The 21,723-nt window shown below is 51.0% G+C and carries 23 protein-coding genes; 7 read left to right on the top strand and 16 right to left on the bottom strand.

Annotated features, from left to right (window positions below):
- Nucleotides 1-11: 11 nt before the first annotated feature.
- Both lsrF and lsrG read left to right on the top strand, forming a co-directional pair.
- A complete protein-coding gene (gene lsrF / locus ACQG22_RS20450; RefSeq protein ID WP_029883832.1) occupies nt 12-899 on the top strand; it encodes a 3-hydroxy-5-phosphonooxypentane-2,4-dione thiolase in 888 nt (295 codons plus the stop codon).
- A complete protein-coding gene (gene lsrG / locus ACQG22_RS20445) occupies nt 896-1,189 on the top strand; it encodes a (4S)-4-hydroxy-5-phosphonooxypentane-2,3-dione isomerase (RefSeq protein WP_013098845.1) in 294 nt (97 codons plus the stop codon). Before lsrF ends, lsrG begins: the two co-directional genes overlap by 4 nt.
- Nucleotides 1,190-1,328: 139 nt before the next feature.
- Here the strand turns inward: lsrG and ACQG22_RS20440 are convergent, their stop codons facing one another.
- The 3 genes from ACQG22_RS20440 to ACQG22_RS20430 all read right to left on the bottom strand — a co-directional run bounded on the left by ACQG22_RS20440 (nt 1,329) and on the right by ACQG22_RS20430 (nt 3,449).
- Nucleotides 1,329-2,777, bottom strand: a complete 1,449-nt coding sequence (locus tag ACQG22_RS20440; RefSeq protein WP_058661862.1) for an alpha/beta hydrolase — start codon at nt 2,775-2,777, stop codon at nt 1,329-1,331.
- A 108-nt stretch (nt 2,778-2,885) separates the two neighbouring features.
- Nucleotides 2,886-3,179, bottom strand: coding sequence for a hypothetical protein (locus tag ACQG22_RS20435; RefSeq protein WP_058661859.1), 294 nt, complete (start codon nt 3,177-3,179; stop codon nt 2,886-2,888).
- Nucleotides 3,180-3,191: 12 nt separating this feature from the next.
- The gene (locus tag ACQG22_RS20430; protein ID WP_045902634.1) at nt 3,192-3,449 is read right to left on the bottom strand and encodes a hypothetical protein; all 258 of its coding nucleotides are present in this window, start codon (nt 3,447-3,449) and stop codon (nt 3,192-3,194) included.
- Nucleotides 3,450-3,696: 247 nt separating this feature from the next.
- Here ACQG22_RS20430 and ACQG22_RS20425 point away from each other — a divergent pair, with 247 nt between their 5' ends.
- Nucleotides 3,697-4,242 (top strand): YfaZ family outer membrane protein, encoded by a 546-nt coding sequence (locus ACQG22_RS20425; protein ID WP_013098838.1) that lies wholly within the window; start codon nt 3,697-3,699, stop codon nt 4,240-4,242.
- Between the two features lie 170 nt (nt 4,243-4,412).
- Here ACQG22_RS20425 and pagP read toward each other — a convergent pair whose 3' ends face one another.
- The 10 genes from pagP to ACQG22_RS20375 all read right to left on the bottom strand — a co-directional run bounded on the left by pagP (nt 4,413) and on the right by ACQG22_RS20375 (nt 13,122).
- On the bottom strand, nt 4,413-5,054 hold the full coding sequence (pagP, locus tag ACQG22_RS20420) for a lipid IV(A) palmitoyltransferase PagP (protein WP_013098837.1): 642 nt from the start codon (nt 5,052-5,054) through the stop codon (nt 4,413-4,415).
- A 155-nt stretch (nt 5,055-5,209) separates the two neighbouring features.
- Nucleotides 5,210-5,587 (bottom strand): zinc metalloprotease HtpX family protein, encoded by a 378-nt coding sequence (locus ACQG22_RS20415; protein ID WP_369706777.1) that lies wholly within the window; start codon nt 5,585-5,587, stop codon nt 5,210-5,212.
- Between the two features lie 126 nt (nt 5,588-5,713).
- Nucleotides 5,714-6,184, bottom strand: coding sequence for a glycine zipper 2TM domain-containing protein (locus tag ACQG22_RS20410; protein WP_369706776.1), 471 nt, complete (start codon nt 6,182-6,184; stop codon nt 5,714-5,716).
- Between the two features lie 9 nt (nt 6,185-6,193).
- Nucleotides 6,194-7,456: an arginine deiminase gene (locus ACQG22_RS20405; protein WP_045293622.1), complete on the bottom strand. Its 1,263-nt coding sequence runs from the start codon at nt 7,454-7,456 to the stop codon at nt 6,194-6,196.
- 21 nt (nt 7,457-7,477) lie between these two features.
- Nucleotides 7,478-8,917: a basic amino acid/polyamine antiporter gene (locus tag ACQG22_RS20400; RefSeq protein WP_038985754.1), complete on the bottom strand. Its 1,440-nt coding sequence runs from the start codon at nt 8,915-8,917 to the stop codon at nt 7,478-7,480.
- A 120-nt stretch (nt 8,918-9,037) separates the two neighbouring features.
- A complete protein-coding gene (locus ACQG22_RS20395) occupies nt 9,038-9,715 on the bottom strand; it encodes a winged helix-turn-helix domain-containing protein (protein ID WP_038420666.1) in 678 nt (225 codons plus the stop codon).
- Between the two features lie 439 nt (nt 9,716-10,154).
- Entirely contained in the window at nt 10,155-10,655 is a 501-nt protein-coding gene (locus ACQG22_RS20390; RefSeq protein ID WP_038985752.1) for a hypothetical protein, read from the bottom strand.
- The gene (locus ACQG22_RS20385) at nt 10,618-11,343 is read right to left on the bottom strand and encodes a winged helix-turn-helix domain-containing protein (RefSeq protein WP_369706775.1); all 726 of its coding nucleotides are present in this window, start codon (nt 11,341-11,343) and stop codon (nt 10,618-10,620) included. The genes ACQG22_RS20390 and ACQG22_RS20385 overlap by 38 nt, the downstream gene beginning before the upstream one ends.
- A 232-nt stretch (nt 11,344-11,575) precedes the next feature.
- Nucleotides 11,576-12,424, bottom strand: a complete 849-nt coding sequence (locus ACQG22_RS20380) for a dihydrodipicolinate synthase family protein (RefSeq protein WP_369706774.1) — start codon at nt 12,422-12,424, stop codon at nt 11,576-11,578.
- An 11-nt stretch (nt 12,425-12,435) separates the two neighbouring features.
- A complete protein-coding gene (locus ACQG22_RS20375; protein WP_369706773.1) occupies nt 12,436-13,122 on the bottom strand; it encodes a B3/B4 domain-containing protein in 687 nt (228 codons plus the stop codon).
- A 42-nt stretch (nt 13,123-13,164) separates the two neighbouring features.
- Here ACQG22_RS20375 and ACQG22_RS20370 point away from each other — a divergent pair, with 42 nt between their 5' ends.
- Nucleotides 13,165-13,767, top strand: coding sequence for a helix-turn-helix domain-containing protein (locus ACQG22_RS20370; protein ID WP_058684332.1), 603 nt, complete (start codon nt 13,165-13,167; stop codon nt 13,765-13,767).
- A gap of 74 nt (nt 13,768-13,841) precedes the next feature.
- Here ACQG22_RS20370 and ygjG read toward each other — a convergent pair whose 3' ends face one another.
- The gene (gene ygjG / locus ACQG22_RS20365) at nt 13,842-15,221 is read right to left on the bottom strand and encodes a putrescine aminotransferase (RefSeq protein WP_013098827.1); all 1,380 of its coding nucleotides are present in this window, start codon (nt 15,219-15,221) and stop codon (nt 13,842-13,844) included.
- 434 nt (nt 15,222-15,655) lie between these two features.
- Between ygjG and ACQG22_RS20360 the strand changes: the two genes are divergently transcribed.
- Nucleotides 15,656-17,176 (top strand): methyl-accepting chemotaxis protein, encoded by a 1,521-nt coding sequence (locus ACQG22_RS20360; protein WP_058661852.1) that lies wholly within the window; start codon nt 15,656-15,658, stop codon nt 17,174-17,176.
- 336 nt (nt 17,177-17,512) lie between these two features.
- The gene (locus ACQG22_RS20355; RefSeq protein WP_251998760.1) at nt 17,513-19,072 is read left to right on the top strand and encodes a methyl-accepting chemotaxis protein; all 1,560 of its coding nucleotides are present in this window, start codon (nt 17,513-17,515) and stop codon (nt 19,070-19,072) included.
- On the opposite strand, the gene ACQG22_RS20350 is transcribed toward ACQG22_RS20355, so the two are convergent.
- The gene (locus tag ACQG22_RS20350) at nt 19,069-19,563 is read right to left on the bottom strand and encodes a PadR family transcriptional regulator (protein WP_148791225.1); all 495 of its coding nucleotides are present in this window, start codon (nt 19,561-19,563) and stop codon (nt 19,069-19,071) included. The genes ACQG22_RS20355 and ACQG22_RS20350 overlap by 4 nt on opposite strands.
- Nucleotides 19,564-19,709: 146 nt before the next feature.
- Between ACQG22_RS20350 and ACQG22_RS20345 the strand changes: the two genes are divergently transcribed.
- Nucleotides 19,710-20,474 carry a siderophore-interacting protein gene (locus ACQG22_RS20345; protein ID WP_251998761.1) on the top strand — a complete coding sequence of 255 codons (765 nt, stop codon included), beginning with the start codon at nt 19,710-19,712 and terminating at the stop codon, nt 20,472-20,474.
- Here the strand turns inward: ACQG22_RS20345 and ACQG22_RS20340 are convergent, their stop codons facing one another.
- Nucleotides 20,475-21,644, bottom strand: coding sequence for a DNA repair protein (locus tag ACQG22_RS20340; RefSeq protein WP_045293638.1), 1,170 nt, complete (start codon nt 21,642-21,644; stop codon nt 20,475-20,477).
- Nucleotides 21,645-21,723 lie beyond the last annotated feature (79 nt).

The following is a 21,723-nucleotide window of genomic DNA, read 5'->3' as shown; positions in this document are numbered from 1 at the left end:
CGGGGGAGCAAATGGCTGATTTAGACGACATCAAAGACGGTAAGGATTTTGGCATCGGTACACCGCAGCAAAATGTACCGTTCACCCTGAAGGGCTGTGGCTCGCTGGACTGGGGCATGCAGTCCCGGCTTTCGCGCATCTTCAACCCAAAAAGCAACCGCACGGTGATGCTGGCCTTTGACCACGGTTACTTCCAGGGGCCGACCACCGGTCTTGAGCGTATCGATCTCTCTATCGCGCCGCTGTTCGCCGAAACCGACGTGTTGATGTGTACCCGCGGTATTTTGCGCAGCACCGTACCGGCCGCCACCAATAAACCGGTGGTCCTGCGCGCCTCCGGCGGTAACTCAATTCTGGGCGAGCTGTCGAACGAGTGCGTGGCAGTGGCAATGGAAGACGCGCTGCGCCTGAACGTCTGTGCGGTGGCGGCGCAGGTGTACATTGGCAGTGAATTCGAGCATCAGTCGATCAATAACATCATCAAGCTGGTGGATGCGGGGGCACGCTACGGGATGCCCGTGCTGGCGGTGACGGGCGTCGGCAAGGAGATGGCGCGCGATGCGCGTTACTTCTCGCTCGCCAGCCGTATTGCCGCCGAAATGGGGGCGCAGTTTGTTAAAACCTACTATGTGGATGAAGGATTCGAAAAAGTGACCGCCAGCTGCCCGGTGCCGATCGTCATCGCCGGGGGGAAAAAGCTGCCGGAGCACGAGGCACTGGAGATGTGCTGGCGCGCGATTGACCAGGGAGCCTCCGGCGTGGACATGGGGCGCAACATCTTCCAGTCCAGCGCGCCGCTCGCCATGCTGAAGGCGGTGAAGAAAGTGGTTCACGAGAACATGAGCGCCCGGGAGGCGTTCCAGTTCTGGCAGGAAGAGAAACAGGGAGAAGCGAAATGAACGTGACGTTAGTGGAGATCAACATCAAACCCGAGCGGGTGGACGAGTTTCTGGAGGTGTTTCGCGCCAACCACGAGGGCGCAATTCAGGAGCCGGGAAACCTGCGTTTTGATGTGTTGCAGGACCCCCGGGTGAAAACCCGGTTCTTTATCTACGAGGCCTATAAAGACGAAGAGGCGGTGCTGGCGCATAAAAAAACGCCGCACTACCTGGCCTGCGTGGATAAGCTCGAAGAGCTGATGTCGGAGCCGCGCAAAAAACGCAGTTTTGTGGGGCTGCTGCCGGAGTGACAAATTAACCGGCAGCCAGCGATTCAATGGGGATAGTGGTGAAAGAGGCGAAGAATAACGGATGTTATACTCTGGCGCCGATTGTCTTTTATTTCATCTATCCCCAACGATGAGCTGACGTTAAAAAACGCCTCTTCCATTATCTTATGACGCCAGCAATCCTTTCAATCAGATAGGGATAGAACGGATTCGAGGTGATACGCATTAAGGAGTCCATATCTGCCAGCAGTACCGCTCGCTCCCCTCTGACGCGTAAAACACCCAGACTCAGACCATAGTGATTCGGTTCATAGGGTTCACTTCCATATAAGGAGTCATGGACAGGAAACGGGAGGGCGACATGAGAGAGTGAAAAAACATCTCTCGGATAGCGCACATTCAGGGGCTGCACGTCTGCTGTTGTTGAGTGCGCTAAGTGCGTCGAAGCGACCATGTTCATACTCTCTGAAGAGGCGTTTTTGACGATAGTCGTCGTGTAAGTACGCTGTGGTGTTGCCAGTAAGTGTGATAGCGCGCGATCCGAAGAGTGGCGAAACAGTGCACGAAAATTGACCGCACGATTAATATCAAACAACACCAGTTCGCTACCGTTATCCGGTAGATTGTGATGGAGCACGTCCAGCACTGCCCGGGTACTGACTGTGGAATCAAGAACGGACTGAAACGTAAGCACATGAGGAAGATCTTTCCAGCCAGCCGATGACTTGCGCCGCGTAAGATCCCGTTTCAATGTCTCAGTCAGAAGATAAGCCTGCCGCGCACCATTCACGGGAAAAGAGTTATATTTAAAAGGATTAAATTCTGGTACCAGACCTAACCAGGCCGCACGAGAAAAGGCCGGGAGAAAGGCTGTCCATTCGGCCATTCCCGAAAACCGAGCAAAGCGGCTTATGCCTATCATGGGAGAAATCAGGACAATTTGTTGTGGCTTCTTCAGGCTCTCATCATCAAGGGCATCGATGGCATATTTCATGGCCAGCGCCCCACCATTGGAAAAGCCAACAATATGCAGCGGCGCATCCGCATGGGTCATTTTTGTTGCCTCGCGCACCGCAAGACGCGTTGCTGCCAGCCAGTCCTGCCATTTTACATCCGTTAATGCCCCGGGTACGGTTCCATGGGCAGGTAGACGGATCCCGATGGCGACAAACCCTTCTTTTTGATAGAGCCGGGCAATATGCTGCAGGCTGTAAGGGGAGTCCGTAAGTCCGTGCAGTAACACGACAGCCCCTCTCGGTTCCGCCTGTGGGCGCATGATGTAGGATCGATTCCAGTCTGTGGGAAGGGTGTCCGGAAATACCGGGCTTGACGGGTTATAACGATTTAAACTCGTTGTATCCTGATCGGTTTGCTTCATAACGACATTGTTATGCACCTCCATGAAGAGGGCGTTTTCAGCATTGATATAGTCATCCCAGTCGGCCCGATCGATCTCGTTTTCGCGTAATTCATTAGGGACAAAAGTGTGCCAGGGCTGGAGTTCGCCGCTACGCTGTACCCAATAAAACAGGCCTGTCATTGCACAAAGCGTGAAGCCCAAAAGGATAAAAATACAACGCTTCATCACTCTAATACTTTTCTTGCGCATAAATCCTCTAAACATAGATATTCAACCTGATATCTGCTGTATTTAGGTTTTAAAGCGCAGCGTGGTTGATGATGGGGGCACAGAATAAAGATATGGACATCGCATAAACTATGCTTTTAACCATTGCATGATAAGCAAGGAGTTAATGGCGAAATTGATATGCGCGACGATAGATAACATAATGCTAAGCGCCGCCACAAACAGAATCTTGAGGTTGAGGATGCGTGTTTTTTTTAAGTTTGCATCCAGCCATAACATATTCCTTATTTTATTCTTTTGATATAAATACATTATCCCCATAGATAAATATAAGAGAGGCATGATAATGCTCACTGAATTGATCTGTAACAGCAGTAATTCACTGCCAACTAATGCAAATAGCCATGAAATAAATAACAGCATGAGCGTTGCTCCTCAGTTTTTTTTGTTGGTAAGGTAAAACCAAATCATAAACAGAACATCTAAAAACAACCAAACCCCGCCCAGCAACAAAACGTGCGAGACAGCGCCCGGCCAGAACAAAGCGCCATTGGGGGAAACAGAAAAGAAATCCTGTCCCCAGACCAGGCGTGCCACAATCATGAAAAGGGGCAGCAATAAAAGGTTGAACAGAAAAAGATAACGGATAAAGTTTGGTTTTCTGGGACGTCTGATATTTTCTTCCGGGAACATGGTTTCCTCACTGGTTTCGGTGAAAATAAAAAGGCATTCTAGTGCGAAAAGATAGATGGAACTTAAACACACGTCATTTTATAGCGTGCGCAGCTGCCACCTCGCTGATTAATGAATGAGAGTATGGTGAGTGAGGATCTCTTGTTTGTTTGAACTTCATATAACATCGCCCCCTAAAATAAGCCACCAGACAGAGCTTGTTTAAGGTTCTGACTTCTTTTTTTTAATGTAGATTAGGTGATAACAAATGTTTAAAAAAACACTCACAGTAGTGGCAATTCTTTCAACTCTTTCTGTTGGTGCTAACGCAGCTGAAATTGGCGCTCAGTTAGGTACACAACATACGGAGTTAAATGCACTGATTGCGCCAGAGCCGACCGGTATTTTTTATACTGCAAACTGGGCTAACAATTATAATGATGGCCGTAATTCTGGCGGTGTCGGCCTGGGTTATCAGGTGTCTCTGGGTAAAGCCGATCTTTACGCAGGTGCCAAGGCCATCTATATGGCGCCTAAGAAAGGTGATAATGGATTTGCGGCACCGATTGGTGGCGGGGTTCGTGTCCATTTTAGCGATGAGGTGTATGCCTATGGTGAAGGTTATACCGCGCCACGTGGCCTGAACAATGCCGTCGAAAACTATGTTGAAGTTGATGCAGGGTTGGCCTGGCAGGTACGAGATGAGGTGAAACTCAAAGCGGGTTACCGTCATATTAGCGTTCATGGTAAATCCGGTACGCCTAATCATACGCTGCTTGATGGTGCTTACCTGGGCGCCGCACTTCAATTCTAAACAAACACTCACCGCGAGCCCTACGCTCGCGGTGAGTCGTTGCATATAATCCAGTCATTTTCTTTACCCTCCTTTTTATCCAGATACTCTTCTTCCTTTTTCTCTTAAAACATTTCCTTTCCTGCGCTGATAGTAAAAAGACCGAGAGTGTAATGCAGGGCTGAGCCCTGCTACAGGTTGTAACGTAACCACCCGAAGAGTACGTTTCCGTTATTATAGGTGCCAGGAATATAGGTGAACTGGACATTCACATTTTTATAACTCGCTGAAAAAAGCGGGAATATAATCGGTAAGGGAATGTAGTTGCCCATATCTTTACGCGCCGTTATCCCGGCGGTCACCCCTAATCCCAACCTGAAATCTTTTTGTTGGCCTGGATGCCATCCTTTCTCCCATGCATAGCCGGTGACCGGTTGCCACTCATTATGTGAGTCTTTAAACACCATTCCATACAGTGCACTCCAGTTGCCATTGCTGTGATGACGAGAAACCCCCACTCCGGCACCCCAGGGCATTTCATTATAGCGATCGGTCTTTTCTTTATCGTACATGAACCGGTTATGCCAGCTGATAAAAGGAAGATAAATATCGTGGCTATCATAATCTGTCCAGGTTTGCGTAATATCGGAAACAATCCTGCTGCCCCAGCTTGCTGCATTTTCATCAGCATGAGTCTGGCCATAGGCACGTGTGGCAAAAAGAAGTAACCCGCTCCAGAGTAAAACAGAGCAAATCAACAAAAATAAATGATAAAAGCCGCCGATAAAGTCGATTTTTTCCTTACAGGGCTGCCAGGGGGTAGTGCTTTTCATTGCGAACACTCCAGTGGATAAAAGTAGTTAAAAATAATAAATAGGCCAGCGCATTAACAAAACATGAGACGAATTGTTAATAGCGCCAGAGATGACTGATTTTCTAAAACGAAATGACTAAGGTTGGATATTACGCCATCCTTAGTCATTGTGATTTAATTTATGGCTTTCTTTTTAAGGAGTTCGAACTCCTCCTGGCTAATAACGTCCTGGTCTAATAGTTTTTTGGCGTCTGATATTTGTTCCGCTGGTGATTTACAAAGACTATATTGTGCTACGGCATTCGCATCCAGTCTGTAAGCACGTTGTCTTTTGGCCATTCCCTTACCTCTCAGAATGAGATAAAAAACAGAGGTGATCAGCGGGATGAAAAGTAACAGCATTATCCAAAGCGATTTAAAGAAGCCGTTGAGTGTATTGTCACGGAATAAATCAGTAACGATCTGGAAAATAACAAACAGATACGCAATAAAAAAGAATATGGAAAACAGGGTGGCTGCCATATTCCAAAATTGTAATAGATGAGTCGTCACAATGATGCCCTCTTAAGGATATAAATGGTCACATGGAATAAATAAAAGATAAAAACCTGCCACAAAAAAATTTCATCCTTAATGAAAAGGACAATCATCCTGTTGTGGCAGATATGATAAAGCGCGTTATCGAGCTGGAGAGATCGTTACCTGACCGCGATGCGAGGTAATATTTACACGTTGCCCTACGACAAATTCACCTTCACGGGCAGGCTGCACGGTGACGAACTCTTGCCCGTTATCAGGACGAATAAAGAGTTCAGCCGCATTATGTCGCGCCATTCCTCGTTGTATCGACTGTCCTGCCATCGCGCCAGCAACGGTACCGCCAGCCGTCGCCAGCAGACGGCCGCTTCCGCCACCAATAGCATTACCGGCAGCACCGCCAATCAACGCGCCCCCGACTGTACCGGCAGCGCTGCTTCCGGTGTCGTTTTGGATTGTTATGTATCTCACCCCTGTGATTGTGCCGTGCGACAGTGCCATCACCTGACCGGAAAGCGCAGCACTTGCATGATGGGCAGAACCAACGGGTTTTTCAATACAGCCAGCCAATGCCAGCAAACCGGCCAACATTAAAACAGAACGTGTAAACATCTCTCTTCCTTATGAGTAATCAACGGCATCACGAATTAATGGACATGTCATACAGTGGCCGCCACCGCGTCCACGCCCTAATTCACTCCCAACAATTTCAATGACCTCAACGCCTTCTTTACGCAAACGGTCGTTTGTTTTGGTATTGCGGTCATAGGCGATAACGACACCTGGAGACATGGCGACCACGTTATTTCCGCTATCCCATTGCTGACGCTCGGTGTCGTAAACATTGCCTTCGGTTTCAACGACCCTGAGCGAGCGTAAATTGAGTGCCCTGGCTACCACCTCTGTTAACGGCTCTGAATAATGCTCCAGACGCATTCCGCCTGGGGAGTCGTCCTTAATCAGTGAAAAGACTTCGATTTGATCAACAATGGCGGGATATAGCGTCACTAAATCTCTGTCACAAAAGGTGAATACGGTATCCAGGTGCATCGCCGCTCTGAGCTTCGGCATCGCGGCAATAATAACGCGCTCGACATGGCTAAACGGGTTCGAAAACAGGGCAGATGCAAGCTGGGCAATGGCCTGATAGGACGTTCGTTCGCTCATACCGATTAAAACGGTCTTGTTGCCAATAGGCATAACATCGCCGCCTTCAAGGGTGGCGGATCCGTGATAACGCGTTGGATCTCCCCACCATGTATTGATCGTCTGACGGGTGAAGTCCGGATGGAACTTATAGATAGCAGTGGTCAGTAACGTTTCTTCACGGCGAGCCTGCCAGTAAAGGGGATTAAGCGTAACCCCGTTATAAATCCAGCTGGTGGTATCTCGCGTATAAAGCGTATTCGGCAACGGCGGGAGCAAATATTCACGCAGCCCTGTCGCTCTTCCGACGAGTTCAAGTTCTTCTTTATCGCCCCTGTGTCTGTTCAGCAAATCATAGGTTGAAAGCCCGCCGATCATAAACTCAGCCAGCCGATCTGCGGGTAACGAATCCAGGAACGAGCGTGTTTCATTAAGCAAACCCAACGGGATTTCATCAGCAGTAATCTGCTGTTCGATGAGCCAGTTGCGTGCCTGACGGTTAGCCAGCGTTTCGGAGAGCAGATCATGCATCTCAACAACGTCAACACCGCATCCGCGCATTTTGTTAATAAAATCGAGATGATCCTGACGGGCACGCTCTACCCACATGACATCATCAAATAACAGTCGGTCGCAATTGCCCGGCGTAAGACGGCTATGTGCTAACCCAGGGGCGCATACCATCACTTTGCGTAACTGGCCGACCTCGGAGTGAACACCCAGTGGTATATCTTGCATAGTATCTCCTTAAGAGAGTAATTAAATGGTAATATTTCCGTTTATAATTCCATAAATACAGGCCAAAGCCGCGAGCACGATGGCGGTAAATAATATTCGTTCCGTACCAGAGAATATTTTTTTGTTTTGCTCACGCTTAGCAATGTAATAAAGCAGTGTGCCAGGCGCATAAATAACGGCGGACAGCAGCACATACGTTAATCCGCCGGCATAAATCATCAAAAAGGCATAGGCAGTGGCAATGACAGAGATCACCAGGTCTTTATAATATCCCTTTGTGCACTGTTCGTAGGTTTCTCGTGTAATAACCAGCTTCAGGCTATACGCGGCAACCAGAAGATAGGGGATAAGCGTCATCGCGCTGGTTAGCTCAAGGGCTAACAGGAATGCGTAATCGCTGAAAAAAGTGATAATTAAGAACAGCTGTATCGCGATATTCGTCAACCATACGGCTGAAGAGGGAACGCGCCAGCGATTCTCGCGTGCAAAAACGGCAGGCATGCTCTTTTTCAACGCCGCGGAATAAATAACCTCAGCGGCGAGCAATGACCAGGAAAGATAGGCTCCGAGGACAGAGATAATTAACCCCACGCTGATGAAAATCATACCCCAGCGTCCCACTATGCTTTCGAGAACACCGGCCATTGAGGGTTGCCGTAAGGCTCCCAGCTCGGCCTGGGGCATAACGCCATAAGAAAGCATGGTGACTAACATCAGTAAGCACAGCACCCCGATGAAGCCGAATACGGTCGCCAGGCCAACGTCTTTCCGGTTAGTTGCATAACGCGAGTAAATACTTGCCCCTTCGATTCCAAGGAATACGAATACGGTCACCAACATGGTGCTTCTGACCTGGGAAAAGATTGATCTGAAGAGAGGTGGCTCTCCGGCGGCCCCGCCCCAGAAATTAAGCATAAACATCTCTTTTTTGAATGCCATTATCAGAATGGCGATAAATACAAAAATAGGGATGATCTTGGCACAGGTGGCCAGGGTATTGATAAAGGCCGCTTCTTTAATACCCCGCAATACCAGGAGATGAAAAGACCATAAAACAACTGATGAGACAGCGATTGCCAGCAGCGTATTACCTTCGCCAAATGCAGGGAAAAAAGCGCCTAATGTTGATTTAATTAAAATAAAATAGGATACGTTGCCGATACATGTACCCGCCCAGAAACCGAGTGCCGAAATGAAGCCCGGATATTCGCCGAAACCGGCTTTAGCGTAGCTAAAGACGCCCGCATTGAGTTCAGGCTTTCTTTGCGCAAGGTTCTGGAATACAAATGCCAGCATCAGCATACCGCCACCGGCAATCACCCAGGCAATAATTGCACCAAGCCCACCGGTTGCTCGTCCGAATGCAGCAGGTAATGAAAATATACCCGCTCCGATCATCGCTCCGACGACAAGCGTCGTTAAAGACCAAAGCGATAGCGTATTGGTCGTAGATTTGTTCATATAATTTTCTTAACAATGAAGCTGTGATTGATGAAGTGTGAGTTTAAAAGCGTTAAATATACCGTACTTAAATGAAGTTAATTTTTATGCCATCAAGGCAGCACAGGGGCTGGGTGTAACTCAGATCGCACCGTTTAGATCGTAATAATAACCCTCTTCTCTTTGATTTCTGATTTGCCCGCTGTTGTAGGGTGCCAGTTTCTTTCTCAGACGACCAATAAGCACCTCGACGGTATTGTTTTCTTTACCCATCCAGTCGTGGTAGAGATGTTTCATGATTTTACGTTTGCTCAGCGCCTTACCTTTGTTCTTCACCAGTAGCTTCATAATTTCAAATTCAAAACGGGTCAGTCGAATTTTTTGCTTGTTGATGAAGAGTACCTTGCTGTTTAAGTCGAGCTCTAAATTACCTGCAGTAATACGGCTGGAAGGGGTGAGATAATTCCGGCGTACTAAAACCCAAATTCTGATGATAATCTCTTCAATATGACTAGACTTGACAACATAATCGTCAGCACCGCTTTCAAACGCTTTCACCTTATGTTCAATATCGTTGCTGCTGTTAAGGATCATGATGCGGATAGTGCGCCCTTCGCGTCGCCACTTACGAATCGCCTGTAACTCAGTAGTGGAAAGCGTTTCAGATGCCATAATCAGGAGTTCAGCTTTATTTGAAAACATAAACATTTCCACTTCCTCAATACTCGAAGATACATCAGTTAAAATACCTGCCTCTTCAATTTGGGTTTTCAAATAATGCTGATTTATAATGTTAGGATCTAATATTAACACGCGCATATCTTCCTCTCACTTTGTTGCTTCGCCTGTTAGGGTTTTTGACATTTTATGAAATGGATTTCTATGCTTTACAGATAAAAGCATCGTCACCAAAAGTTGGCTAAATAATACTTTCGAAATAAATTCAAACAATTCTTTTATGAGGGATATTAGAAATACAAAATAAAAAAATGCAGAATAAAAGAAGTGAAGGGAAGAGTATGAGAAAAACAGAGGAAGTAGAATTAAATCAAGAAAAATCACATTTAAGAAGGTTTTTATTCTGCTTTTTTGGCGTGTAGAGTGTTTGTTTAGATGAACGTATGGTTGCTCCAATTGCTTTCTGGTTGGATTTTTGTTAAGAGTTAAGTGCGAGTTTTATTTTTTGATTTAACAATCTATACATCTGTCTTGCATTCATAACATTAGCACAATGAGCCATGTGCTTGCGTCAATAAACTCATTTTCGGCAAATAAATATGGCACGCTGCAAATCGCTTATTCGCCAGGTTTTGGTGTCAAGCTTCTGGATCTTATAGTGCAGGACAGGCTGGCTTGAGGTGAGTTTCTCAACCAGCACAGAAGGTGCATTATCCTGCGGATTAGCAAGAAATTTACCTTTCGTAACTTTATGGAATCCGTTTTGCACGTCTGTGTCAATGGTCATGTTTCCTGTACGATCGACAAGATACTCTTTACCATAATAGTTCAACGTGCCGTATTCGCTGACCGTGACGAGACCATCGTTGGTAATGTGGAAAACAATTTTGATATTTCCATTAATCCCTTGCTGGACATTATTTGAATCTTCATAGTTGATATGTACCGTCGACATACAGTTCATCGGTAGGTAATCATAAACACCAACAAGCTTGTATATTCCCATTGCAAGCAAGGGAAGCATCAACAGGCATAAAACAATATTAATTGTTGTTAATATTGACGAAGTTTTCGCATTCATGTCCTTTCCCTGTATTTTGTTTGCCACACAGGGCAATGTGAGTTGAGTACACCTTGCTTTTTAAAGGCGCTCTGTTGTCATCAAAATAGATATTTTTGGGATATTGCTGGCATTTTAATGCGATTCTTTGCCCTAAATTTGTATTAAAAAATGAGTCAATATTCTCTTGTTTGACGCCATTTTCGTCAGTATAGACATCGCATAATCCGACTGACTTATATTTATGCATAGTGCTATCGTTTAAATGGTACAAATAAAAGGCAGTGATGGTGCTCACCATTAAAACGGTTAATGCTATTGTGCTAATGTAAAAACCTTTGTGGGAGGAACAGATTTTTTTAAATTTTTCGTACGTGCTACTACGTGTAGTACTAACACGAGTACACTGACAGTGCAGTACAAATCCTTGCTTTGGTATTGTTTCGATTTTGTCTTCAAGCGAGAATTCAAGAAATGCTTTTCGCAACAGAGATATGTTTCGGTTCAGGTTGTTATCAGAAGCAACCAGACCATATTCTTCCCAGACTTTTTCAAGGAGTTCAGTACGGCTGACCTGAGAATTATTGGCGTCAATAAGTGCATTTAATAATCGCGACGTCGCCAGTGAAAGCTCAACTTCGCGTTTATTATCGGTTAAAATGCGCGATTCATCATTATAATGCACTATCCCGTCAAGTAGGTACTGCATAGCTTAAACGTCCTCGCAAATGAATCTAAGCATTATAATTTTAGCGCTACTATTATTCAATCTTCTGATTTCTATTAAGAGTCGAGAAGACGTATTTTTACCGGGATAATTACACGTAGACAGAGGGACAAACTGCGAGGGCGGGGACGTTGCTTTCTCAACCATTCCTGAGAATGATTACTTTATGAATGATGCGGTGTGGCCGGGTAAGCGCAGCACCACCCGGCGTTTTTCAGGCCAGTTCCAATTTCGCAAGGATCGCTGAAAGCGCCTCGCGCGGCTCTCCCCGAATTGCCTGCAACGGGAACGGCAAGCCGGGTGTTGCCACTTTTCCCCTTATTTCCGCCGCTGCCGCGATGACCCTTACGCTACCGTAACGACGGAACAGATCCCATAGCGGCTCTAACCGTTCTGACTCTGTACTTTTCCCCGAACGCGCTATCGCCAGCGCCGCTTTTGGGAACAACCCCGCGAGAACCGAATACCAGACGTCAAACCCGGCCTGCAGGGCTGAGGCTGCCCGCCAGTCACCGGCGATACCCAGTGTGACCGTATCAGGAAGCCGGGCACGTACCTGCGACAGGTCCTCCGGCACGCGGCCAAGCTTGATGGAGCCCACATTTGGCAGAGACGCGACGGCAAACAGCAATTCATTGCTAAACGCAAAACCGGTCGTGGCAGGGTTATCGTAAATGCACAGCGGTACGGAGAGCTGGCGGGTCACCGTTTCATAGAGCTTGAATACTTCCTCATCCGTTAATCGCTGGTACGACACGGGTGCCATCAGCACGCCGGAGACTCCGGCCGTTTGCGCGTCGTCAGCCAGACGCAGAATATCGTCCAGCCGCATTGCGCCGATGCTGACGATAACCGGTATGTTACCGGCATGTTCCACCGCACAGCGTGTCACCCGGGCACGCTCTTCAACGGTCAGATAGGCATAGCTCCCGGTCGAGCCAAGAATGCCCAGTGAATCGACGCCTGCCTCAACCACGGGAGAGAGCAGATGCGTAAAGGCCTGCTCATCAAACGTGCCGTTTTTCAGGGGCGTTAACGGAAATGCGCTGACTCCACTAAACATTTTTTATCCTCTTACAGGGTCAGTAACTGCCTGTGCACCACTGCACCCGGCATCAGACGTTGCAGGTTATCAATCAGATCCGCTCCGGCTTCTTCCAGTGCCGTAAGCGGCATTGACGGCAGACTTTCCAGAATAAACCACATGGTTTGCGCCTGACTGTCAAGACGCGTCCGTATACCCTGGCGCCAGTTCCAGCGACGGCAGGTAACACCGAGGTCGTCGCGCCAGATAACCTCGCCCAGCTCCGGGTATTCCACCACCGGCTGCCCCTCTTTGAAGGTATCAAACGGCTCGCTGCCGTCCGCCAGCGTCAGGCGCGGCGCGCCTGAATAAGTCGCAAGATTTTCTCCACCAACCGGGATGGCGTAGCGAATGCTCACCGCGTTGTAGATATCCACCACCGGATCGAGCGGTGGCAGCGAGCCGTCTTTTAAGACCCGCTTACGTAAGGCGGATGCCGAGCAGGGCGTACGTTTCGGTTTTGCGCCGAAGGCCTTAAATACCTCATCCCAGCCGGAAAGGTGCGCGTCAGCCCACGGCACATCATCATTAAGCATCTGCTGGCAGGCTTGCGTGAGCACGGCCGGAGCGACTTCCGGGTGGGTAATCGGCGCAGCTTCAACCAGAATGCTCAGCGCCCGAAAGCCCGGGGCAATTGCGGCAAGGCGCGGGTCTATTGACGGCGTAACGAGAGACATAAATAATCCTGTATTGACTGTTTTATACCATGGTAGTGACCAATGACTGAAAAAGTCAATATAATGACTGGGCAGGGTGCCGATATCACCCAGGTAAGCCTGGCCGTAGCGAACCGCATACGCAACTGGCGTAAAGAGAAAAAACTGTCGCTGGATGAGCTCTCGCGGCGTGCCAGCGTCAGCAAAGGCATGCTGGTGGAGATCGAAAAGGGCGCAGCCAACCCCAGCATCGCCATTTTGTGCAAGCTGGCTGCCGCGCTCGGTATCTCAGTGGCGGATATCGTTAACGTCTCCAGCGAGCCGCTGGTGCACGTTATCGAAGAAGCCGCGATCCCGGTGCTGTGGCAGGGGGAAAAGGGCGGACGCGCCAGACTGCTGGCAGGAACCGCGGGCCCGGATATGATTGAGCTATGGCAGTGGGAGATGCAGCCGGGAGAGCGTTTTACCTCTTCGGGGCATCCGGCGGGCACCTTTGAGCTGCTGCACGTGAACGAAGGCATATTAACCCTGACGGTGGACGAGACGGTTACGCAGGTTGCTGCCGGAGCATCGGCGGTGGCGAAAACGGAAGCCGCGCACGGCTATGCCAATGAGGGAAAAAAGGTGCTGCGCTTTACCATGACGGTGGCGGAGTTTCACCGATAAAAAGCAGCCGGTGGCGCAACGCTTACCGGGCTGGTGTTGTAGGCCGGGTAAGCGCAGCGCCACCCGGCGTTTTTTTACGCCTCTTCCACACTCACGCGCAGTGCCGCCAGCGCTTTACGTGCCGCCTTCAGTACCTGCTCACACTGCTCAATGGTCAGCGTCAGCGGTGGCTCAATGCGGATGGTTTTGGAATTGTTGAGCGTGCCGGCCACCAGCACCCGCTGGCGGAACATCTCGCTCGCGAAGCTATAGCCGATTTCGTTATCAACAAACTCAATGGCCATCAGCATCCCTTTACCTCGTGCCTCCTGGATCAGATCCGGGTATTCACGTCCCAGCTGACGGAAACCGTCCAGCAGCATGTCGCCTTTCTGCTCCGCCTGCGCAGGCAGGTTTTGCTCCAGCAGCACGTTGATGGTGGCCAGCGCGGCCGCACAGGCCAGCGGGTTACCGCCAAAGGTGGTGGTATGCAGGAACGGGTTGTCGAACAGCACCGAGAAGACCTCTTCGGTAGCAACCGTCGCACCAATCGGCATTACGCCGCCGCCAAGCGCTTTAGCCAGACACAAAATGTCCGGCTGAACGTTCTCATGCTCGCAGGCGAACATTTTGCCGGTACGCCCCATGCCGGTCTGCACTTCGTCGAAGATCAGCAGCGCGCCAAACTCATCGCACAGCTGACGTACGGCAGGCAGATAGCCCTGTGGAGGCAGGATCACGCCGCCTTCGCCCTGAATTGGCTCCAGGATCACCGCGGCTACGTCATCGCCGGTTTTACGGCATTCGCTGAGCACGGTGCGCATGGCATTAATGTCGCCGAACGGCACGTGGCGGAAGCCCGGCAGCAGCGGCATAAACGGTTTGCGGAAGGTGGATTTGGCGGTCGCAGACAGGGCGCCCAGGGATTTACCATGGAATGCGCCGCTGGTGGCGACAAAAGTGAATTTCCCGCGCGGCGACTGGTACGCTTTGGCGAGCTTAAGCGCCGCTTCGACCGATTCCGTGCCGCTGTTGCTGAAGAAGCTGTATTTCAGTTTGCCGGGCGTTAAGGCTGCCAGCGTTTTCGCGAGCATGGCGCGAAGCGGGTCGAGCAGTTCCTGGCTATGGAGAGGTTGTTTCGCGAGTTGATTCTGTACGGCGGAAACCACTACTGGATTACGGTGCCCCACGTTGAAAATGCCAAAACCACCCAGGCAATCAATAAACTCCTGTCCCTGGGTGTCGACAAGCGTATTCAGACTTCCCGCTTGCCACTCTACGGCTCCGTAATCCCCGCCGGCGGTAACAGATTTGCGATACTCCAGAAAACCTGGATTGACGTGCTCTTTAAAGTAATCGATGACCTCTCGGTTAAGTTGTTTCATCTCCTCATGATCAAGCGTTCGCTTCTCAATGAGATTCAGTGCGTGCGCGGTACAGGCAAGAGCCGAGGCGCTGGAAGGTAACCTGTTCAAAATATGCTCCCGGGGATCGCGTATCACATGATACTGCGTTAAGTATTGCAGGGATTACGCCACTTCAGCGGACTTAACGAAAATCGGGATAAACGCCAGGTTAAAATAATGTTGCGCAATATTTAATCATGCCGATGTTTTCCAGACGGGATTTAGCGGTACGGAAAACGGGGGCAGGAAGACGTGGATGGGGTCAATTGCACCAGGGGGGTGCAGGCGGTGCGACTTAAGTGGGCGTTAACAGATCATCCTTTGCAGGTAATTTCATTGTGAAAGTATTTAAAATCAATCAATTATAAAATCTTACAAAAAGTGCGGTTTAAGTGAAATCTGCGATCTCCATCAAGTTTAACAACTAAAGATAAATTGTTTACCGCCGAAAAAACAATAAACCACAAAATTAACATTCAAATAACCTGCAAGGGATGCTCACGATGTCCTCTCCAACCTATGTCACCCAGAATGAATATCTTCTGGACGATGACACCACCTTAATGTCTACCACAGACGTCCACAGCTATCTGACTCATGCTAACGACACCTTTGTTCAGGTGAGTGGCTATCAGCTTAATGAGCTGATGGGTCAGCCGCATAATCTGGTGCGCCATCCTGATATGCCTAAAGCCGCTTTTGCCGATATGTGGTACACCCTGCAACAGGGCGAGCCGTGGAGCGGAATTGTCAAAAACCGCCGTAAAAATGGCGATCACTACTGGGTGCGCGCCAACGCGGTGCCGATGGTGCGCCACGGGAAGGTCACCGGCTATATGTCGATTCGCACCAAAGCGACGGCAGAAGAGATCGCTACCGTGGAGCCACTCTATAAGGCCCTGAATGCCGGACGCTGTACCAAACGGATCCATAAAGGGCTGGTGGTGCGTCAGGACTGGTTCGGAAAACTACCGGCAATGCCGCTGCGCTGGCGGGTACGCGGCGTGATGGCGGTGCTCTTTGGCGCGCTCGCCGCCACGCTTGTGGCAACCTCAGCAGGCTGGGTGTCGTTGGCCGCAGCAGCGATAATGATGCTGCTGGGCACGTTGTTGTTTGAACAGCAGATTGTCCGCCCGGTAGAGAACGTGGCGCGACAGGCGCTGAAGGTGGCAACCGGCGAGCGCAATAGCGTGCAGCACCTGAACCGCAGCGACGAACTGGGCCTGACCCTTCGCGCGGTGGGGCAACTGGGGCTGATGTGTCGCTGGCTAATCAATGACGTATCAAGCCAGGTGGTGAGCGTGCGCGACGGCAGCGACAAGCTGGCGCAGGGTAATGAGGATCTGAACGACCGCACGCGTCAGACCGTTGCAAACGTGCAGCAGACCGTGGCGACGATGAACCAGATGGCGGCCTCCGTTCAGAGTAACTCTGAAACCGCCACCGAGGTCGATAAGCTCTCCGTAGCCGCCAGCAGTGCGGCGACCAAAGGCGGGAACGCGATGCAGACGGTGGTCAAAACCATGGACGATATCGCCGACAGTACACAGCGTATCGGCTCCATTACCACCCTGATCAACGATATTGCCTTCCAGACCAATATCCTCGCCCTGAATGCGGCGGTAGAAGCGGCACGGGCCGGTGAGCAGGGCAAAGGCTTTGCGGTGGTGGCAGGGGAAGTTCGCCATCTTGCCAGCCGCAGCGCTAATGCCGCCAACGATATCCGTAAGCTGATTGATGCCAGCGCCAGTAAGGTACAGTCCGGCTCCGAGCAGGTACACGCCGCAGGGCGCACCATGGATGATATCGTTGAGCAGGTGAAAAACGTCACTCAGCTGATCGCGCAGATTAGCCATGCCACTTCTGAACAGGCTACCGGGCTCTCGGAGTTAACCCGCGCGGTGGCTGAACTGGACAGCATCACGCAGAAAAACGCCGATCTGGTTGAAGAGAGTGCGCAGATCTCCGCGATGGTAAAACACCGGGCCGGACGTCTTCAGGATGCAGTGACGGTTCTCCATTGAGTCTGTAATGTTCCAGAAAAGCCGTTTATTCTGCCAGGCGTAAACGGCTTTCGTCGCTTCATTTGTAATTATTCTTGCGATTTATTGTTAATTTTATATTAAATAACTAAAGAAAGTGCCTCAGTTATTTATCCCTGCCTAAGTCATTTTTCCCCGATGCTATTTCATAAATGCCCCGTCTGGTGGTTGAGTAACGATCGATACGGCTATATTAATAGCCTCTGCCTATCCATTGTGATGGTTATGAAATAAAAAAACGATCAAAGTCATAAAGTTAGCGGTTTCGTTACCGATAACGGTGATCGTCTGAGAAATAATCACATCGATGGAGTAAATATGTTCTTACATGACGTAAAAATCGGCACGAAATTATTTCTGGCGTTTGGATTCTTTATTGTCCTGATGGTGGTGAGCGCGAGTTTGTCTTTAATGAGTCTGAACCGGGCAAACAACGGGATGCAATCCATTATTACCAGTGATTATCCAACCACGGTAAAAGCGAACCAGTTAATCGATAACTTCCAGGAATTTATTAGCACTCAGCAGCTCATGCTGCTGGATGAACAGGGAACGTACACGGCGCAGTCGCAGCAGCATCTTAAAGAGATTAGTGAGCACATCACGGTGCTCCTCGGTGAGCTGAACAACGTGCTGCAGGATCAGCAATCGCAGCAGGTGCTCGGCGAGATACGCGGCGTGCGCCAGCAGTATCTGGACTCGCGCTATCGTATTTTGCAGGCGGTGCAGAACCACGATCGCGCGGGTGCGCTTCAGGAGATGATGACCAACACCCTCAAACTGCAGCAGGCCTATAAAGCCAAAGTGCAGCAGCTGATTGCGATTCAGAACACTGAGATGCAGAACGCCGGGGTGCAGGTGGAAAGTGATTTCAGGAGCAACCGTCTGCTGCTCATTCTCATTACTCTCTTCAGCGTGGCGGCAGGCAGCCTGATTGGCTGGTTTATCGTGCGTTCCATTACCCGTCCGCTGGGCCAGGCCGTGGACTTTGCGGCGGCGATTGCGGATGGCGATCTCACCGGCAGTATCACCTTGCACGGTAAAGACGAAACCGGCCTGTTGCTGCATGCCCTGATGGAGATGAAAACACGTCTGCTGGACATTGTGCAGCAGGTGCAGACCGGCTCGGAGAATATCTCCAGCGCCGCCGCGCAGATTGTCGCCGGGAACCAGGATCTGGCTGCGCGCACGGAAGAGCAGGCCAGCTCTGTGGAGCAGACCGCCGCCTCGATGGAGCAGATCACCGCGACGGTGAAAAACACCGCTTCGCATACCGGAGAAGCGACCAACCTGTCGGCAGATGCCGCGAAGGTGGTCAAAAACAACGGTGAGATGATGAAGCAGGTGACCAGCAAAATGCGCCTGATTAACGAGACCTCGAACCGGATGTCCGACATCATCGACCTGATCGATGCCATTGCCTTCCAGACCAATATTCTGGCGCTGAACGCGGCGGTGGAAGCGGCCCGGGCGGGCGAGCACGGTCGTGGCTTTGCGGTGGTGGCTGGTGAAGTGCGCCAGCTCGCGCAGAAGAGTGCTTCGTCAGCCAGTGAGATACGTGAGCTGATTGAAAGCTCCACCAGCCAGACGCAGGACGGGATGAATCTGGTCGAGAAGGCGAGCGAGCTTATCAATGGCATGGTGGGCAACGTGGAAGAGATGGATGTGATCCTGCGTGAGATCCGCCAGGCCAGCCACGAGCAGACAGAGGGGATCTCGCAGATTAACAGCGCGATTGGCCTGATTGATGCCACCACCCAGCAAAACTCCGCGCTGGTGGAGGAGTCTGTTGCCGCGGCGGCCTCCCTCAACGAGCAGGCGATGCACCTGAAAGAGCTGGTACGCGTCTTCCGCGTGAGCGCGCACGCACCGGCTTAATCCAGCTGGGAGATCTCCAGCGCCGCGCGGTCGATCACGCCAACGATCTGCTTAAGCTGCGCGTCGCTGAGCGCTCCCTGATTCACCTTCAGATCTAACACCGCTTTGAAGTTATCCAGTGCCCGCTTCATCTGCGGGTTTTTGCGTAGCTGGAAACCAACCGTGCGGGCTTTGATACGCGCCTGAATCTGCTCAAGCTGTTCCTGGTTTTCCTCCAGCCACTGCTGTCCTGCCGCATTGATGGCAATGCGCTTACGCCCATTCTCTTCTTCCGTAATGGTGATAAACGCCTGATCCTGAAGATAATCCAGCGTCGGGTAAATCACGCCAGGACTCGGGGTGTAGTTCCCCTGGGTCAGGTTCTCAATCTCTTTGATCAGCTCGTAACCGTGGCTCGCGTTGCGGGTCAGAATATCCAGAATCACCAGCCGCAGATCGCCGTGACCAAAAAAGCGTGGTCGACGTCCGCCGCCATCATGTTCGTGTCGCATAGTGTGCCTCGTGAATTGATATATCTAAACTATATCTAAGATATATTCAGATGCAATCTAAAAGATCTTGCATTCTTGCTGATTAGCAATCATTATCATTTAAAATCAATTTAGATATATCGTATTCACCTGAGAAGGGTCTTAACATGGCAACCACCCGCTATCCACAACGCGTGCGTAACGAACTGCGTTTTCGTGAACTGACCGTGCTCCGTGTTGAGCGCGTAAGCGCTGGTTTTCAGCGCATAGTTTTAGGCGGCGAGGCGCTGGAGGGCTTTAGCTCCCGCGGTTTCGACGATCACACCAAAGTGTTTTTCCCGGCCCCGGGAACGACGTTTGTGCCACCGGTGGTCACCGACGAGGGCATTGACTGGGGCGACGGCGTGCGCCCGCAAAGCCGGGATTACACACCGCTGTACGACGCCGCGAAGCACGAGCTGGCGCTTGATTTCTTCGTGCATGACGGCGGGGTTGCCAGCCAGTGGGCGCTAGAGGCGAAAGTGGGCGACAGGCTGACGATTGGTGGCCCGCGCGGTTCGCTGGTGGTACCGGAGGATTACGCCTGGCAGCTGTACGTGTGCGATGAGTCCGGGATGCCGGCGTTGCGTCGCCGCCTGGAAGGCATCGCCAGCTTGCCGAAACGCCCGGAAATTCACGCGGTGGTCACCGTCGGGGATGAATTATACAAGGGTTATCTGGCGCACCTGAGCGCGTTCAACATCACCTGGGTGATCGGCCACAGCGAGCAGGCGGTGGTTGAGCAGCTGGCGTCGCTGAACGTTCCGGCGGAAGATTACTTTATCTGGCTGACCGGGGAAGGGAAGGTGGTTAAAAACCTGAGCCGACTGTTTGAGACTGAGGCTATCGATCAGCAGCTGGTGCGTGCCAGCGCGTACTGGCACGCGAAATAATTACGCTGCTGAATCGAGCTGCGCTTCGCTCACCTGATGTTCGAGCGAGGCGCGGACCTCGTTCAGCGCTTTTTCCTGCTGCGCGAAGTACGCTTCCATATTGCTGAGCGACGACACCAGCAGCCAGGATTCTTCTTTCTCCAGTTCTGCCAGCTCGTTCACTAAGGTGTCGATCTGCTCGCGAACCTGAGCCATTTTTTTGCGGATGCGCTCCAGATCGTTCAGCCTGTCGCTGGCCATCAGCGGCTCGAAGCCCTGCTGCAGGCGCGCCACCAGAGAACGAATGGTTTTGACGTCTCCACGCTGTTTGGCCTGGTTGAGCTGCACCATCATCGCGTTGGCTTCTTCTTTCAAATCGTCTGCCACCAGATCCGGGTGACACAGCTTGCTCGCCTGCCGCCAGAGCCGTTTCAGCTCGTCCCGATCCTCCTGTGAAAGATCTTTCCCTTTACGCAGACGCACTTCGGCATCCTGATGCTGCTCGCGGTATTTCTCGTACTCTTCGTTGGCCTCGTCACGCGCCTGACGCGCAGGCTCTTCCTCACGCGTTAAGCCGCTCTCCAGCTCCAGCGCCTCGGCAAGCAGGTTGGCAATCAGGTTACTTTGCTGCTGCAGATGCTTACGCGCCTCGGCTGCCTGTACGGAATCGGCAGGAAGTTCGCGCCAGCGCTGGGTGAGTGTTGCCAGCACCTCCACGGCCTGGGCCATGTAGCGCTGACAGCGGCGGTAGTCTTCCTCGCGACGACGCGCCTCAGCCTGCTGGCGGCGCAGGTTCAGCTCGGCCAGCGTTTTACGCAGGGCGAGGATCTGCTGCATCAGCGGGCCCAGGCGGGAGAAATAGAGATCGTTGAACTCATCAAGCTGCTGTACGCGCGCGTTACGGCGGTCAATCAGATCGCGCAGTCGCTCTTCCAGCGCTTTCAGTTCCAGTTTGCTCGCGGCGACCTGCGGATCGCGCCATGGCGTCACGGCACGCTGGCTTTGTAGCCACGCGACGATCGCGGCGATGGCCGCAGTGTAGTTTTTCTGCTCAAGCGCCACGACGATTGCCTGTAGCTCATCGTCAAACGCTTCATTTTTCAGCCGGGTTAGCTGGCTCTGAATGATATCGTCATCTTCCAGTTCAATGGCATTTTTAATGATTTCTAGCCGTTTGATCGGTGTGCTCATGATGCCTTTCGCTTTGGCGCTTAAGTATTTGAGTTAAGGTTAGTTGTTGGAAACGCTACAGGAAATAATACACACGGAT

It is taken from the genome of Enterobacter cloacae complex sp. 309I3 (assembly GCF_050031595.1).
In the GTDB taxonomy this organism is placed as follows: Bacteria; Pseudomonadota; Gammaproteobacteria; order Enterobacterales; family Enterobacteriaceae; genus Enterobacter; species Enterobacter cloacae.
Note: the sequence above shows the minus strand (reverse complement) of the source record. Positions and strands in the feature narration are given on the sequence as shown.